Origin of the sequence: Kitasatospora sp. NPDC057936, from assembly GCF_042887525.1 — a bacterium.
In the GTDB taxonomy this organism is placed as follows: Bacteria; Actinomycetota; Actinomycetes; order Streptomycetales; family Streptomycetaceae; genus Kitasatospora.
Window position 1 is genome coordinate 1 of the sequence record NZ_JBHVPD010000020.1, and the last position, 12754, is coordinate 12754.

The 12754-nt window shown below is 74.2% G+C and carries 15 protein-coding genes and 1 pseudogene; 9 read left to right on the forward strand and 7 right to left on the reverse strand.

What is annotated here, in order from left to right:
- The 3 genes and pseudogenes from ACFVU9_RS13455 to ACFVU9_RS13465 form a co-directional block, all read right to left on the reverse strand.
- Positions 1-113, reverse strand: a pseudogene (locus tag ACFVU9_RS13455) (electron transfer flavoprotein subunit beta); the annotation flags it as partial.
- 195 nt (positions 114-308) lie between these two features.
- Entirely contained in the window at positions 309-1154 is an 846-nt protein-coding gene (locus tag ACFVU9_RS13460) for a family 1 encapsulin nanocompartment shell protein (RefSeq protein WP_380437359.1), read from the reverse strand.
- 16 nt (positions 1155-1170) lie between these two features.
- Positions 1171-2178 carry a Dyp-type peroxidase gene (locus tag ACFVU9_RS13465; RefSeq protein ID WP_380503642.1) on the reverse strand — a complete coding sequence of 336 codons (1008 nt, stop codon included), beginning with the start codon at positions 2176-2178 and terminating at the stop codon, positions 1171-1173.
- A gap of 251 nt (positions 2179-2429) precedes the next feature.
- On the opposite strand from ACFVU9_RS13465, the gene ACFVU9_RS13470 reads away from it, so the two are divergent.
- Positions 2430-3191, forward strand: coding sequence for a PP2C family protein-serine/threonine phosphatase (locus ACFVU9_RS13470; protein WP_387593094.1), 762 nt, complete (start codon positions 2430-2432; stop codon positions 3189-3191).
- A gap of 72 nt (positions 3192-3263) precedes the next feature.
- Here ACFVU9_RS13470 and ACFVU9_RS13475 read toward each other — a convergent pair whose 3' ends face one another.
- On the reverse strand, positions 3264-3833 hold the full coding sequence (locus ACFVU9_RS13475) for a DoxX family protein (protein WP_380496942.1): 570 nt from the start codon (positions 3831-3833) through the stop codon (positions 3264-3266).
- A 185-nt stretch (positions 3834-4018) separates the two neighbouring features.
- Between ACFVU9_RS13475 and ACFVU9_RS13480 the strand changes: the two genes are divergently transcribed.
- Both ACFVU9_RS13480 and ACFVU9_RS13485 read left to right on the forward strand, forming a co-directional pair.
- The gene (locus tag ACFVU9_RS13480; RefSeq protein ID WP_387593097.1) at positions 4019-4615 is read left to right on the forward strand and encodes a TIGR03086 family metal-binding protein; all 597 of its coding nucleotides are present in this window, start codon (positions 4019-4021) and stop codon (positions 4613-4615) included.
- Between the two features lie 95 nt (positions 4616-4710).
- The gene (locus ACFVU9_RS13485; RefSeq protein ID WP_387593100.1) at positions 4711-5184 is read left to right on the forward strand and encodes a hemerythrin domain-containing protein; all 474 of its coding nucleotides are present in this window, start codon (positions 4711-4713) and stop codon (positions 5182-5184) included.
- Here the strand turns inward: ACFVU9_RS13485 and ACFVU9_RS13490 are convergent.
- Together ACFVU9_RS13490 and ACFVU9_RS13495 are read right to left on the reverse strand one after the other, a co-directional pair.
- Positions 5168-5956 (reverse strand): VOC family protein, encoded by a 789-nt coding sequence (locus tag ACFVU9_RS13490; RefSeq protein WP_380437371.1) that lies wholly within the window; start codon positions 5954-5956, stop codon positions 5168-5170. The genes ACFVU9_RS13485 and ACFVU9_RS13490 overlap by 17 nt on opposite strands.
- A gap of 124 nt (positions 5957-6080) precedes the next feature.
- Complete coding sequence (locus ACFVU9_RS13495) at positions 6081-6656, reverse strand: Uma2 family endonuclease (RefSeq protein WP_387593103.1); 576 nt, start codon at positions 6654-6656, stop codon at positions 6081-6083.
- Positions 6657-6808: 152 nt separating this feature from the next.
- On the opposite strand from ACFVU9_RS13495, the gene ACFVU9_RS13500 reads away from it, so the two are divergent.
- The 3 genes from ACFVU9_RS13500 (at position 6809) to ACFVU9_RS13510 (ending at position 9889) form a co-directional block, all read left to right on the forward strand.
- On the forward strand, positions 6809-7492 hold the full coding sequence (locus ACFVU9_RS13500) for a TetR/AcrR family transcriptional regulator (RefSeq protein ID WP_380496936.1): 684 nt from the start codon (positions 6809-6811) through the stop codon (positions 7490-7492).
- 159 nt (positions 7493-7651) lie between these two features.
- Entirely contained in the window at positions 7652-9181 is a 1530-nt protein-coding gene (locus ACFVU9_RS13505; protein WP_380503648.1) for an MFS transporter, read from the forward strand.
- Between the two features lie 267 nt (positions 9182-9448).
- A complete protein-coding gene (locus tag ACFVU9_RS13510) occupies positions 9449-9889 on the forward strand; it encodes a PPOX class F420-dependent oxidoreductase (protein WP_380496934.1) in 441 nt (146 codons plus the stop codon).
- A 277-nt stretch (positions 9890-10166) separates the two neighbouring features.
- On the opposite strand, the gene ACFVU9_RS13515 is transcribed toward ACFVU9_RS13510, so the two are convergent.
- Entirely contained in the window at positions 10167-10436 is a 270-nt protein-coding gene (locus ACFVU9_RS13515; RefSeq protein WP_380437379.1) for a DUF1876 domain-containing protein, read from the reverse strand.
- A gap of 209 nt (positions 10437-10645) precedes the next feature.
- Between ACFVU9_RS13515 and ACFVU9_RS13520 the strand changes: the two genes are divergently transcribed.
- From ACFVU9_RS13520 to ACFVU9_RS13530, 3 genes are all read left to right on the forward strand, one after another.
- Positions 10646-11521 (forward strand): YndJ family protein, encoded by an 876-nt coding sequence (locus ACFVU9_RS13520; RefSeq protein ID WP_380503654.1) that lies wholly within the window; start codon positions 10646-10648, stop codon positions 11519-11521.
- 13 nt (positions 11522-11534) lie between these two features.
- Positions 11535-12044 (forward strand): DUF1990 family protein, encoded by a 510-nt coding sequence (locus tag ACFVU9_RS13525; RefSeq protein WP_387593108.1) that lies wholly within the window; start codon positions 11535-11537, stop codon positions 12042-12044.
- Positions 12045-12123: 79 nt separating this feature from the next.
- Positions 12124-12744, forward strand: coding sequence for a hypothetical protein (locus tag ACFVU9_RS13530; RefSeq protein WP_387593249.1), 621 nt, complete (start codon positions 12124-12126; stop codon positions 12742-12744).
- Positions 12745-12754: the final 10 nt, after the last annotated feature.

Here is a 12754-nt window from a genome sequence, read left to right on the forward strand (position 1 = left end):
TCCGACAGGAGGCCGTCCACGCCCTCCCGGTCGGTGGTGTGGTCGTCCGCGAAACGACGGTCACCCGTCGCGTCCGGCACGTGCTTCACACAGACGACGATCCTCAAGGTCATGAGCGGTTCTCCTGTCACGGGTGCACTGGATCCTTGGCCTCAGGTCATGCCGAGGGTACTGAGTGCCAATCCCGGCCCGGCCGCGCCATGCGCCCGCAAGCGCCACCTGGACCGGCATGCCGTGTCGGCTCTCTTCGACTGGCGTCAGAGGCTCCGGGACGACAATACGGCACTCAGTACCCCTCGTAAAGGAACTCAGTACCCTTCACGGTGGCCCGGGGCCCTCGGGCCGTCCTGCGGCGCCGGTCCGCCCAGGGCCACGGCGGCCTCGCCGGTGTGGACGCGGAAGGTGAGCGACTCCTGGAGGTACAGCCGGACGGAGTCGGCGTCGTGGGAGAGGTAGCCGACCGAGACGTCCTGGCCGAGGACGAGTTCGAAGTCGCCGCCGCGGGCGGAGAGCAGGAGGGCGCCCTCGATGGCGGGGGCCCAGATGATCTCGCCGTCCAGGAGCCGGGCGAGGTGGTTGTGGACGGGGTAGCCGTGGTCGCTGGTCTCGTTGACGGCGGTGAACGCGTCCGCGCCGAGGAGCAGCGAGTACGGGCCGCCGACGCCCGCGAGGCGCAGCGCCGTGAGGGCGCGGCTGACGGCGTTGGGGTAGTCGCGGACGTCGGCCGGGAGCGGGACGGGCGGGTTGGTGGCGGCGGCGCGGATGCCCTCGATCGCGGCGGCCCGGTAGCCCTCGAAGACGGCGCGGTCCTCGGCGAGGGCGAGGGTGCGGGCGGCGTCCTTGACCGGCTGCCAGTCGGAGTCGCGGGCGCCGCGCTCGACGTCGTCGACGGCCTCGCGCGCGACGGTGAACGGGACGCGGAGCTCGACCACCGGCCGGGCCTCGCGGGCGTGGGCCAGGACGCCGTCGGCGGGCGGGTCGATCGCGGCGAGGTGGCCGGTGCCGACGGCGGCCAGCCCGGCGCCGTCGGGGCCGCGCAGATCGACGGCGCGGCGGCCGGCGACGTGCAGGGTGAAGGTCTGGCGGGCCTCCTCCTCGATCTCGGCCCAGGCGGCGGCGGAGACGGGGGCGAGGTCCCGGTGCAGGTTGTCCATGGTGCGAAGGTCCTTGTCAGGGGGTCCGCTTGAGGCTGCCGATGCCGAGCGAGCCGTCCCCCGGGACGGCGCCCGGCCCGGGCGGCGGGGGCGGAGGGGTGTCGAGGAAGTCGGCGGTCGGGACGAAGAACAGCGAGCCGGTGACGGCGGTGGAGAAGTCGAGCAGCCGGTCGGTGGTGCCGGGCGGGCGGCCGACGAACATATTGCGCAGCATCTCCTCGGTCACCTCGGGGGTGCGCGCGTAGCCGATGAAGTAGGTGCCGTACTCGCCGCCGCGCTCGAAGGAGCCGAACGGCATGTTGAAGCGGACGATCTTCCGCTCCCCGCCGTCCGGCCCGGTGAGGACGGTGAGCGCGACGTGCGAGTCGGCGGGCTTGACGTCGTCGTCGAGCTCGATGTCGCCGAGCTTGGTGCGCCCGACCGCCCCCTCCTGCTCCTCGGTGCTCAGCGCGTTCCACTTGTCGAGGTCGTGCAGGTACTTCTGGACGACGACGTAGCTGCCGCCGGCGAAGCCCGGGTCCTCGTCGCCGACCAGCGCGGCGGTCTCGGCGGCGCGGCCCTCGGGGTTCTCGGTGCCGTCGACGAAGCCGAGCAGGTCGCGGTCGTCGAAGTACTGGAAGCCCTGGACGGAGTCGACGACGGCGGCCGCGCCCGCGAGGCGCTCGGTGAGCCGGGCGGCGAGCTCGAAGCACAGGTCCGTCCGCTCGGCCCGCACGTGCAGCAGGAGGTCGCCGGGGGTGGCCGGGGCGCGGTGGCGGGCGCCGGCCACCTCGCGGAACGGGTGCAGCCCGGCCGGCCTCGGGCCCGCGAAGAGCCGGTCCCAGGCGTCCGAGCCGATGCCGGTGACGCAGGTCAGACCACCCTCGGGAGCGCGGAAGCCGACCGAACGGCGCAGTCCGGCGAGGTCGGGCAGGAGGGCGCGGACGGTGTCCTCGCCGCCGGAGTGCACGGTGAGCACGAGGAAGACGGCCGCGCCGGTCAGCGGGGACAGGACGGCTTGCGGCTCGGGCGGCTCGGGCTGCATGGGCGGTTCCCTCCGGGGGACGTCAGGAAGGCGCCGTCAGGAAGGCGCGAATCTGATCATTCGTACGATTACACCGCAGGGCGGGAGGATCGGCGCGGGCGGCGCGCACCTGGGCGCGAGGCCGGTCGTCGAACCTTCGATCTGTCGCGGTTCCCGTCCCGCGCCCTGCTTCGGGCGTCCACTTCCCGCTTCGCGCCGGGCCGCGGGTCCCCCCGACAATGGGATGAGAGCTCCCGAAGGGCGGCGAACCGATGGCGCCGTACATCGCGGTGAGCGCGCTGAGCCACGAGGGCCTGGTGCGCGAGCACAACGAGGACAGCCTCACGATCGGACCGTGGACGCTCTGCGCCACGGTGACCACCAACCCGCAGACCCTGCTCTTCCCGTTCGGCCCGCCCTGCGTCGTCGCGGTCGCCGACGGCCTCGGCGGCCACCCCGGCGGCGAGGTGGCGAGCGCGCTGGTGGCCCGCCGGCTCGCCGCGGACGGTCCCGGGCTCGGCGACGAGGAGGCGGTCCGCGAGGAGCTCCAGGAGTGCAACCGCGCCGTCTACGCGGCCGCCGCCGAGGAGCCGGAGCTGGCCGCGATGGGCACGACGGTGGCCGGCCTGGTGCTGCTGCCCGAGCGGGCGGTGGCGTTCAACGTCGGCGACAGCCGGGTCTACCGGGTCACCGCGGACGGCCTGCGGCTGGTGAGCGTGGACGACAGCCCGCCGCTGCCGCCAGGCCGGCGCACCACCTCGATGGTCACCCAGACGCTGGGCGGCTCGCTCGGCCTGACCTTCGTCGAACCGCACGTGCGGACGGCCCCGCTCGCCGCCGGCGACCGCTACCTGGTGTGCAGCGACGGGCTGACCGACCCGGTGCCCGAGGAGGAACTCGCCGACCTGCTGGCCCGGACCTCCGGGGACTCGGACCGGTCGGACGGAAAGGCGGCGTTCGAGCTGTGGCGGGCCGCGATCGAGGCCGGCGGGCCGGACAACATCACGCTGGCGCTGGTGCGGATCGGCGGGTGACCGGGCGCGGAGCGAACGGCGAAGCCGTGGTGACGATCCGTCACCACGGCTTCACTGCAAGGGAGTTGATGCCTACTTGCGGAGCAGCAGGATCGCGCCCGCGGTCACCAGTCCGACCACGACGGCGGCCGCGCCGTACGCCAGGCGGTGCGCCCGCACCACCGGCAGGAAGCGGTCCACGGCGTAGCGGCCGGGGCCGGTCAGGGCGAGCGCGGCGGCGCCGGCCGTGAGCAGCAGCTCGTACTCGTTGCCCTTCGGCAGGAAGAAGCCGCCGCCCCAGGTGACGGCTATCGCGTTGACCATCGTGCCGAGGATCGCGGCGCCGGCCAGCGGGGTGAGCAGGCCGATCGCGAGCGCGAGGCCGCCCGCCGTCTCGGTGAGGCCCGCGACGACGGCCATGGCGTTGCCCGCCGGGTAGCCGCTCGCGGTGAAGAACTGGCCGGTGCCGTCGATCCCGCCGCCGCCGAACCAGCCGAACAGCTTCTGACTGCCGTGCGCGGCCATGGTCAGGCCGAGCACGAGGCGCAGGAGCAGGAGCCCGGCGTCGTAGGCGTGCGGGGAGGTCTCCGCCGGCCCGGAGGTCACCCGGTTCGAACGGGCGGAAGTGGTGGGGGCGGTCGTGCTCGGGCTGCTGCTCGGCATGCGCGTCTCCATCGATGGGGGGGTCGGTCGCGGGGCGGGTGTGGTGATGCGGCCGAGCTCGGACACCCCGCTTTGTTTAACGTTGAACCGGCCGCTCCTCGACCGTACCTTGGAGTTCGAATTTGAACAACTGACGGCGCGCCGACAACTCGCGGGCCCGGCCCTGCGCGGGGCAGGGTGGAGGCATGGCTGAAAGCGCGCACCACGAACTGGCCGCGATTCCCGGCACGCCCTACCCCGAGGCCCTCGCCGCCTTCGGCGAGCAGGTCCGGCTGATCGGCCCCGGCCAGTGGGACGCCCCCACCCCGTGCACCGACTGGTCCGTCCGCGACCTCGTCAACCACCTCACCGGCGAGCAACTGTGGATCCCCGAACTGCTGATGGGCGCCACCGTCGCGGAGGTCGGCGGCCGCTTCGACGGCGACGTCCTCGGCGACGACCCGGTCGCCGCGTGGACGGCCGCCGCCGACGCCGCCAGGCACGCCTTCGCCGTCCCCGGCGCCACCGGGCTCACCGTCCACCTGTCGTTCGGGGACGTCTCCGGGCAGTACTACCTGGACCAGGTCACCACCGACCTCGTCATCCACGCCTGGGACCTCGCCGAGGGCGTCGGCCACCCGACCCGGCTGCCCGCCGGCCTCGTCGACTTCGCCCTCGCCGCGCTCGGCGGCTACGGCGACCTGTCGGGCACCGGCGCGTTCGCCCCGCCCGTCCCCGTCCCGGACGACGCGGACCCCCAGACCCGCCTGCTCGCCCTCACCGGGCGCCGCGACCACCCCTAGGAGGCCGATGACCTGCGGATTCGCCGTCCACGCCAGCCGATGCCGGACACTGGAGGTAGCCAGGGGGACGTTTCCGTGCGAGAGGCGGGCGTGCCATGCGCAGGCCGGACATCCTCGGCGAGTTCACCGCCGACCACCGGGCGGTCGCCGAGCTGCTCACCCGGATCGAGTCCGCGCCCGACAGCACCGCCGAGCGCACCGACCTGCTGGCGACGCTCACCGACCTGCTGTTCACCCACTGCGCCGCCGAGGAGGAGCACCTCTTCCCGGTCGTCCAGCACGACGTGCCCGACGGCGGGGCGCTGGTCTTCGGCTGCATCCACGACCACCTGGCGATCGGGCAGTACCTGTCCGACCTGCAGGGGCTCTCCCCCGGCGACCCCGCCTTCGCCACCCTCCTCGGCGGACTCGCCGACACCGTCCGGCGGCACCACGCGACCGAGGAGAAGCAGCTCTTCCCCGCCGCCCGCAAGGCCCTGCCCGCGGCGGCCCGCGCGGCGCTCGGCGAGCGGCTGCGGGCCGACCGCGAGGAGATCGCCGAGGCCGGCCCGGCTAGCCCTTCGGGCTGATCACCGCGAACCGGCCGCCCGCCGGGTCCTGGAGGCGGGCCACCCGCCCGTACGGGGAGTCGAAGGCGGGGCCGAGCGCCGAACCGCCCAGCTCTTCGGCCATCACGATCGCCCGGTCGGTGTCCTCGACGGAGAACGACACCTCCCAGTGCGGCGGCGCACCCGCCGGGCCGCCCGCCTGCTCCTTGGCGAGCGCCGCGACGCTGTGGCCCTCCGCCCGCAGCACCACCCGGTCGTGCTCCCAGCGCACGTCGAACCGCTCCGGGTCGCGGCCGTCCCAGCGGAACACCTCGCCGTAGAACAGGGCCGCGGCGAACGGGTCCGGGGTGCGCAGCTCGATCCAGACCGGGGCGCCCGGCAGGTCCAGCCGCCGGGCCCGGCCCGGCGGGCCCTCCCAGATGCCGAACGCGGCGCCGGCCGGGTCCGCGGCGAACGCGATCCGCCCGACGTCGAAGGCCAGCGGCCCGACGGCCAGCGTGGCCCCGCGCTCGCGCACCGCGTCGGCGGCGGCGTCGGCGCTCTCCGTCCCGAAGTAGCTCGTCCACGCGACCGGGATCGCCCAGCCGCCGCCCGCGACACCCAGCCCGGCCACCGCCTCGCCGCCGACCACCGCGTGCACGTAGGGGCCGAAGCGGTCCGGCCCGGGCTCGAACTCCCAGCCCAGCAGCGGCCCGTAGAACGCCTGCGCGTCCCCCAGGTCCCGGGCCGTCAGGCTCACCCAGCACGGAACGGCCGCCACGCAGCGCACCCGGGCGGTCTCACCGCTGCCCATCGCGGACCTCCTCGCCACCACCCGGCCGCCGGGCCCCTCCCGACACCCGCGGCCCACCGGCCGCCCGGGACGCCCACAGCCTAGGCCGACGGACGTACCCCCGCCCGGCCCGACACGGCCGCGTTCAGCGCACCCAGTTCTTGAGCGGCTCGGTGTCCAGGGAGATGCCGACGGGCTCGGGCAGATCCACGGTCTTGCCGAAGGGGAGGATCTGGACGGTCTCGTAGCGGACGCCGTCGGGCTGGCTGTAGACCTTGACCTCGGCGCTGTCCCGGTCGATCAGCAGAAAGACGGGGATGCCGGCACCGGCATACGCCCCGGGCTTGTCGACGCGAGCGTGTCGATCGGCATCAACGTCATAGAGGGTCACCTCCACGGCCATCAGCACGTTTCCGGCTTCGGCCCACTCCCCCTGCCCGACGAACCCCTCGCTGGGAGCAAGCACCCCGTCCGGAAGGGCGCGCCCGCAGCGGTCCTCCTGAACCTTGAGGCCCTGACCGTGCAGGAAGAGGTCCGGACGCTCGCGGAGGAACAGCCGGGTCAGCCATTCCCGCACGCAGCCGTGATTGCCGTCCGCCCACGGTTTCACCCGCAGCCGCCCGCCGAGGAATTCCAGACGGATGCCCTCGACCGCACGAGGAGCGATTCGGGCGAGTTCATCGAACTCTTCGGGCAGCATGTGGGGCCGATCGACGCTCATGGCGGTGACTCTAGGACACGAGCCCGACACACAGTGCATCGTGATGCAGGTCACATTCGATGGCGAAATATCCGGGGACGGAATCCCCGTTTGGACTCTTGTAGGCAGAAGCGGGGAGAAGTTCCCCGGTATCCTGATGAGGAGCAGTCGTCGTGACCACCGCCGCCACCAAGCCGGCCCGTTCCGCGGAGAGCGTCCGGGCGCCCAAGTTGCGTGCCGATGCCACCCGGAACCGGGAGCGGATCGTGCTGGCGGCCCGGGACGCGTTCGTCGAGCACGGTGCCGAGGTGCCGCTGGACGAGATCGCGAAGCGGGCGGGGGTCGGCAACGCCACGCTGTACCGGAACTTCCCGGACCGCACGTCGCTGATCAAGGCCGTGGCGCTGCTCGTCAAGGGCCGCATCCTGGCCCTCGCCGAGACGGCGGCGGCCGAGGCGGACGCGGACGGCGGCACCGGCCCGTTCGACGCGCTCCAGCGGTTCGCGCACGCGACCGTCGAGGAGAAGGTCGGCGCGCTGTGCACGGTCTTCGGCACCCGGGTGGACCCGTTCGACCCGGACGTCGTCGAGATCCGCGACCGGATGCGCGCGGCCGTCGGCGGCCTGCTGGAGCGGGCCCGCGCGGCGGGCGAGCTGCGGCCGGACGTCGACCACGGCGACCTGTTCATCGCGATCGCCCAGCTCTCCCGTCCCCTGCCGAACACCTCTTGCCGGATGCTCGACGACTTCGTGCACCGGCACCTCCAGCTCTTCCTGGACGGCCTGCGGGCACCCGCCCGTTCGGTCCTGCCCGGCCGGCCCGCCACCTTCGAGGACTTCCAGGCCGCCCACCACTGATCCGTTCCGACCCCCAGAGCCCCACGCCCCCGACCGACCGGAGCCCCCCAGGCCGCGAGGCCTGACCCCGGCATGCCCGCGTACGGCGCCGACTCGCGCGCGCCGTAAGCCCGTCGACCCCTCTCCCGCCCCGCACGCACCCGTGAAGTGAGTACCGCCATGCCCGAAACCGACGCCCGCCCGGCGACGCTGCCCGATCCCAGGCGCTGGAAGGCGCTGATCTTCATCGGCCTCGCCCAGCTGATGGTCGTCCTCGACGCGACCATCGTGAACATCGCCCTGCCGTCCGCCCAGCGCGACCTCGGCATATCCGACGGCAACCGCCAGTGGGTCATCACCGCCTACGCGCTGGCCTTCGGCGGCCTCCTGCTGTTCGGCGGCCGGATCGCCGACCTGTGGGGCCGCAAGCGCACCTTCATCGTCGGCCTGACCGGCTTCGCCCTCGCCTCCGCACTCGGCGGCGCCGCGGCCAACACCGCGATGCTGCTCGGCGCCCGCGCCCTCCAGGGCGCGTTCGGCGCGCTGCTCGCGCCCGCCGCGCTGTCCCTGCTCGCGGTGACCTTCACCGAGGCCAAGGAGCGCGCCAAGGCCTTCGGCATCTACGGCGCGATCGCCGGCGGCGGCGGCGCCATCGGTCTGATCCTCGGCGGCCTGCTCACCGAGTACATGAACTGGCGCTGGACCTTCTTCGTCAACATCCCGTTCGCGATCATCGCCGCCGCGGGCGCCGTCCTGGTGATCCGCGAGCCCGCCGAGGGCCGCAACCGCAACCGCCTGGACGTCCCGGGCGTGCTGCTGGTGACCACCGGCCTGGTCTCCTTGGTCTACGGCTTCACCCGCGCCGAGACGAGCGGCTGGACGGCCGGCAGCACGCTGGGCCTGTTCGTCGCCGCCGCCCTGCTGCTGACCGCGTTCGTCGTGGTCGAGCGCCGGGTGAAGGCCCCGCTGCTGCCGCTGCGCGTGGTGCTCGACCGCAACCGCGGCGGGGTCTACCTGTCGCTCGGCATGGCCGTGATCGGCATGTTCGGCCTGTTCCTGTTCCTGACCTACTACCTGCAGATCGTGCTGGGCTACAGCCCGGTCCTGACCGGCGTCGCGTTCCTGCCGATGGTGGCGGGCATGATCACCGGCTCGACCCAGATCGGCGCCCGGCTGATGACCCGGGTCCCGGCGCGCTTCCTGATGGCGCCCGGCTTCCTGGTCGCCTCGATCGGCATGCTGATCCTCACCCAGATCGGCCTGGACTCCTCCTACCCGGTCCACATCCTGCCCGGCCTGATCCTGATGGGCCTCGGCATGGGCACCGCGTTCATGCCGGCCATGAGCCTTGCCACGCACGGCGTGCAGCCGCGCGACGCGGGCGTGGCCTCGGCGATGGTCAACACCTCGCAGCAGGTCGGCGGCGCGATCGGCACCGCGCTGCTGAACACCATCGCGGCCAGCGCCACCACGGGCTGGCTGGCCTCGCACCTGACCGCCGCCGCCGCGGCCGACCCGGCCGCCGCCAAGGTGCTGCAGTTCCAGGGCATGGTGCACGGCTTCTCGACCGCGATCTGGGTGTCCTTCGGGATCCTGGTGGCGGCCTCGGCCGTGGCCTTCACCTTCGTCAACGCGGGCCGTCCCGGCGCGACGAGCGGCTCGGCCGCCGGTGCCGAGGAGGCCGTCGAGGTGCCGGTGCTGGCGCACTGACCCCCGGCCCCGACGGGCGGAACTCCGGGTGCGTACGCGGCCCGTCCGGTGTCTCACGGCACCGGGCGGGCCGTTCGCCGTTTTCCGGGCGGGCCGTTCGCCGTCCTTCTCGCCGTTCCGGGCCGACCGGGCGCCCGGTGCACCCGGGCAGCCCCCGCCCCCTCGAAGCGGCGGCCCCGATCGACGAGAATGACGGGTACCGCGAGATGTCCGCGGGCCGCCGTCACCGGTCCGGCCCCCGGTCCCCCACGCCAGCGGGAGGACATCGTGCACGACCGCACCGAGCAGCTCTCCGACAGCAGGTACCTGCTGCTCACCACGTTCGGCGACGACGGCAGCCGCCTGGAGTCGCAGATCTGGGTGGTCGCCGACGGCCCGGCCCTCGGGGTCTGGACGCCGGCCCACTCGGGCGCGGCCGAGCGGATCCGGCACCACCCCAGGGTGCTGGTAGGCCCCTGCGACGCCCACGGGCGCCCGACCGGCCGCCGGATCCCGGCCCGGGCGCGGGTCTGCGACGCGGACTCCACCGCGCGCTACCGCACCTCGCTGATCAACAAGTACGGCCTGACGGCCCTGCTCGTACTGGCCCGCAGCCGCTTCCGGGTCGGACTCGCGGGGACGGTCGGCATCCGGATCACGATCGACGAGCTGGAGCAGCGGCTGGTCGGGCCGGAGTGGCAGCTGCCGACGACGTACTGCCCGAACTGAACCCGCGGCGGACACGCCTTCGGCCGCCCCCTCGCGAGGGCCCGGGTTCAGTCCCCGTCGTCCGGCGCCCGGGCCAGGTCCCCGGGCTCGCAGGCCTCCCGGCCGGTCGCCACGTGCACGACCCGGACCGCCCGCTCGGGACCGCCCGGCACGACCCGTTGCTCGTGCCCGCAGCGCGGACAGATCAGCGGGATGCGCGGCCGGTTCGGATCCCGTTCGCCTTCCCGGGCGTGCCCCCGCGCGTCTCCGCGGGGACCCGGGCCGCCGCCGGGGCCGGTCACGTCAGCGGGTGGGTCGGGATCGGGCTGACGTCCTGGATCTCGCCGTGGGCCTTGGTCAGGAGCTGCGACGCGAGGTCGTTGAGCGCCCGGGCCCCCGCGATCTCCTCGCCGACCCGCAGCTGTTCCGGGTCCGAGGGGTGGCGGCTGCTGTAGCCGTGGGCGCGCACCTCGCTGCCGTCGCTCAGCCGGAGCAGGGCGGCGGCGGTCGTCCGCGGGCCCTCCTCGCGGAACTCCATCTCGATGTGCCAACCGACCAGAGTCTGCATGGCGGATCACCTCCATCGGTTACTCCTCCAGAGTGCGCCGCACCCGGCGTCCGCACCAGGCCAGAGCGGTCCGCACCCGGCCGGAGCGGTCCGGAGCGATCCGGGGGGCGAGTTGAACACGTTCAAGTCGGCGGCGTAGAGTCGCGGCTGCGAGTAAGTTTGAACACGTTCAAGGAGGTGCCCGGTTGTCCGGGACGGGGATGTCAGGGATGGGGAGGGGCACGACCGAGCTGGTCGACCTGGTGATCCTGCTCGGCATGGGCGCGGTCGTCCCGCTCGGCCTCGGCCTGATCGGCGGACCCGGGCTCGCCCGCGTCCGCCGGCTCTGGCCGCTCGCCGCCGTCCCCGGGGCCCTGTCGCTCTGGCTCCCGCGCGGCGGGTTCGCGGCCGGGTGCGCCGTGCTGTACCTGCTCGGCACGCTCGCCGTCGCCGCCCACGCGCCGCTGCGGCTGGCCCGCACGCGTTCGCTCGCACCGCGCGAGATCGCCGTCCTGATGGCGCTCGCCACGCCCTCGGTGGCCGGGACGGCCCTGGTCGCCGAGCGCGCCGGGTACCCGCTGTTCGGCTTCGAGCCGCACGTCCTGGCGCTGACCGTCCCGCACTTCCACTTCGCCGGGTTCACCGCCGCCCTGGTCGCCGGGCTCGTCTGCCGGGCCGCCGCGCCGGACTCCGTGGCGGCCCGCGCCGCCGCGCTCAGCGTCCCGGCGGGCACGCTGCTGGTCCTCGCCGGCTACTTCCTCGGCGCCTGGATGCAGTTCGCCGGCGCCGTCGTCCTCACCACCGGCATGTGGCTCGTCGGCCTCCTCACCTGGCGCGAACTGCGCACCCGCACGGCCGACCCGGTCACCGCCCGCCTGCTCGCCGTGTCCTCGGCGGTCCTCGCGCTCACGATGCTGCTCGCCCTGTGGTGGGCCCTCGGCCAGGCGTCCGGGCTGCCCCACCCCACGCTCACCTGGATGGCCGCCACCCACGGCGTCGGCAACGCGCTGGGCTTCGCCCTGTGCTCGCTGCTCGCCTGGCGCCGGCTGCAGGCGGAGACACCACCGCCGCTGCGCACCGACCTCCCGCTCACCACCCACCGATGAACGAGGGCCTCCCGTGGACGACCTCAGCTACCCCGAAGCCGGCGCCAGCTCGACCGGTCAACTGCCCGACGGGTACAACCACTTGACGCACCGTGTGCGGATCGGCCACGGCCGGGCCGCCCTGGAGGTGGCCGGCGCCGCGATCCTCGGCTGGCGCATGCACCGCCTGGCCGGCGTGCGGATCGACGCGGACGCCGACGCCGTGCCCGGCCTCGCCGTGCGGTGCGCGATCGGCGTCGGCCCGCTGCGCGCGGGCGCCCCGAACCGGGTCCTGCGCACCGAGACCGGCCCGGACCGCTACGGCCTCACGTACGGCACCCGCAGCGGCCACCTGGCCAGCGGCGAGGAGACGTTCCGGGTGGAGCTGGGGCCGGACGGGGCGGTCTGGTTCACGGTCACCGCGTTCAGCCGCCCGGTGGCCCTGTACGCCCGCCTGGCCGGGCCCGTCCTGCCGCTCGCCCAGCAGGCCTTCGCCCGGCGGTGCGGGCGGGTGCTCGCGCACATCGCCGCCGACGCCGGGTGACGGTGCCCGGCCGTGGCGCGGCCGCGAAAAGCCATGGCGCGGCGGGCCGCCGATTCGCCATCATGCCGGGGTGATCCTGATGCAGCCCGTGCTGGAAGCCGCCGCCCTCGACGACTTCGACCTGTGGCCGATCGGCACGTCCACGCCCTACGGGTTCATCGTCGTGGACGGCCGGACGGCGCCCACCGACGTCGGCACGGCGCTCGCGAGCATCGCCGACGGCACCACGCCCTGGGAGGGCGACGCCCCCGACCCGGACGACGCGGACGACCCGGTCGCCGCGTTCCTGTTCGGCCTGCTCAACAGCCCGTACCCGTACGCACCCGGCGGCTTCCGCGTCACCGACACCGCCACCGGGACGGTCTTCGACCCCGGCTGCTGCAACGGCCTCGAAGAGTGGCGCGAGTGGCTGGAGGTGCTCGACGGCGAGGGCACCGGCGGCTTCGGCCACGGCCCGACCCCGCTGGCCCAGCGCCTCGGCGACGTCGTCCGGCTGACCGTCGACATGGGCCTCAAGCAGGACAGCCCGGTCATCGAGGTGCCCGTCGACGAGCTCCGCGCCCTGGTCGTGCGCGCCGAGCAGGACCTGCGCGACTTCGTCGGGCTCGCCGAGCGCTGGGCCGAGCGGTACCTCCCGGAGCACGCCGCCGGGATCGCCACCGCGCTCGCGCGGATACCCGACCCGGTGACGGAGGACTGAACACCGAAAA

Coding starts and splice junctions, on each gene's coding strand:
- ACFVU9_RS13480 (WP_387593097.1), top strand. CDS start 4,019: ATGGCTGAAAGCGCGCACCACGAACTGGCCGCGATTCCCGGCACGCCC.
- ACFVU9_RS13490 (WP_380437371.1), bottom strand. CDS start 5,956: ATGGGCAGCGGTGAGACCGCCCGGGTGCGCTGCGTGGCGGCCGTTCCG.
- ACFVU9_RS13515 (WP_380437379.1), bottom strand. CDS start 10,436: ATGCAGACTCTGGTCGGTTGGCACATCGAGATGGAGTTCCGCGAGGAG.
- ACFVU9_RS13530 (WP_387593249.1), top strand. CDS start 12,124: ATGCAGCCCGTGCTGGAAGCCGCCGCCCTCGACGACTTCGACCTGTGG.
- ACFVU9_RS13460 (WP_380437359.1), bottom strand. CDS start 1,154: ATGGACAACCTGCACCGGGACCTCGCCCCCGTCTCCGCCGCCGCCTGG.
- ACFVU9_RS13520 (WP_380503654.1), top strand. CDS start 10,646: ATGGGGAGGGGCACGACCGAGCTGGTCGACCTGGTGATCCTGCTCGGC.
- ACFVU9_RS13470 (WP_387593094.1), top strand. CDS start 2,430: ATGGCGCCGTACATCGCGGTGAGCGCGCTGAGCCACGAGGGCCTGGTG.
- ACFVU9_RS13475 (WP_380496942.1), bottom strand. CDS start 3,833: ATGCCGAGCAGCAGCCCGAGCACGACCGCCCCCACCACTTCCGCCCGT.
- ACFVU9_RS13485 (WP_387593100.1), top strand. CDS start 4,711: ATGCGCAGGCCGGACATCCTCGGCGAGTTCACCGCCGACCACCGGGCG.
- ACFVU9_RS13495 (WP_387593103.1), bottom strand. CDS start 6,656: ATGAGCGTCGATCGGCCCCACATGCTGCCCGAAGAGTTCGATGAACTC.
- ACFVU9_RS13505 (WP_380503648.1), top strand. CDS start 7,652: ATGCCCGAAACCGACGCCCGCCCGGCGACGCTGCCCGATCCCAGGCGC.
- ACFVU9_RS13465 (WP_380503642.1), bottom strand. CDS start 2,178: ATGCAGCCCGAGCCGCCCGAGCCGCAAGCCGTCCTGTCCCCGCTGACC.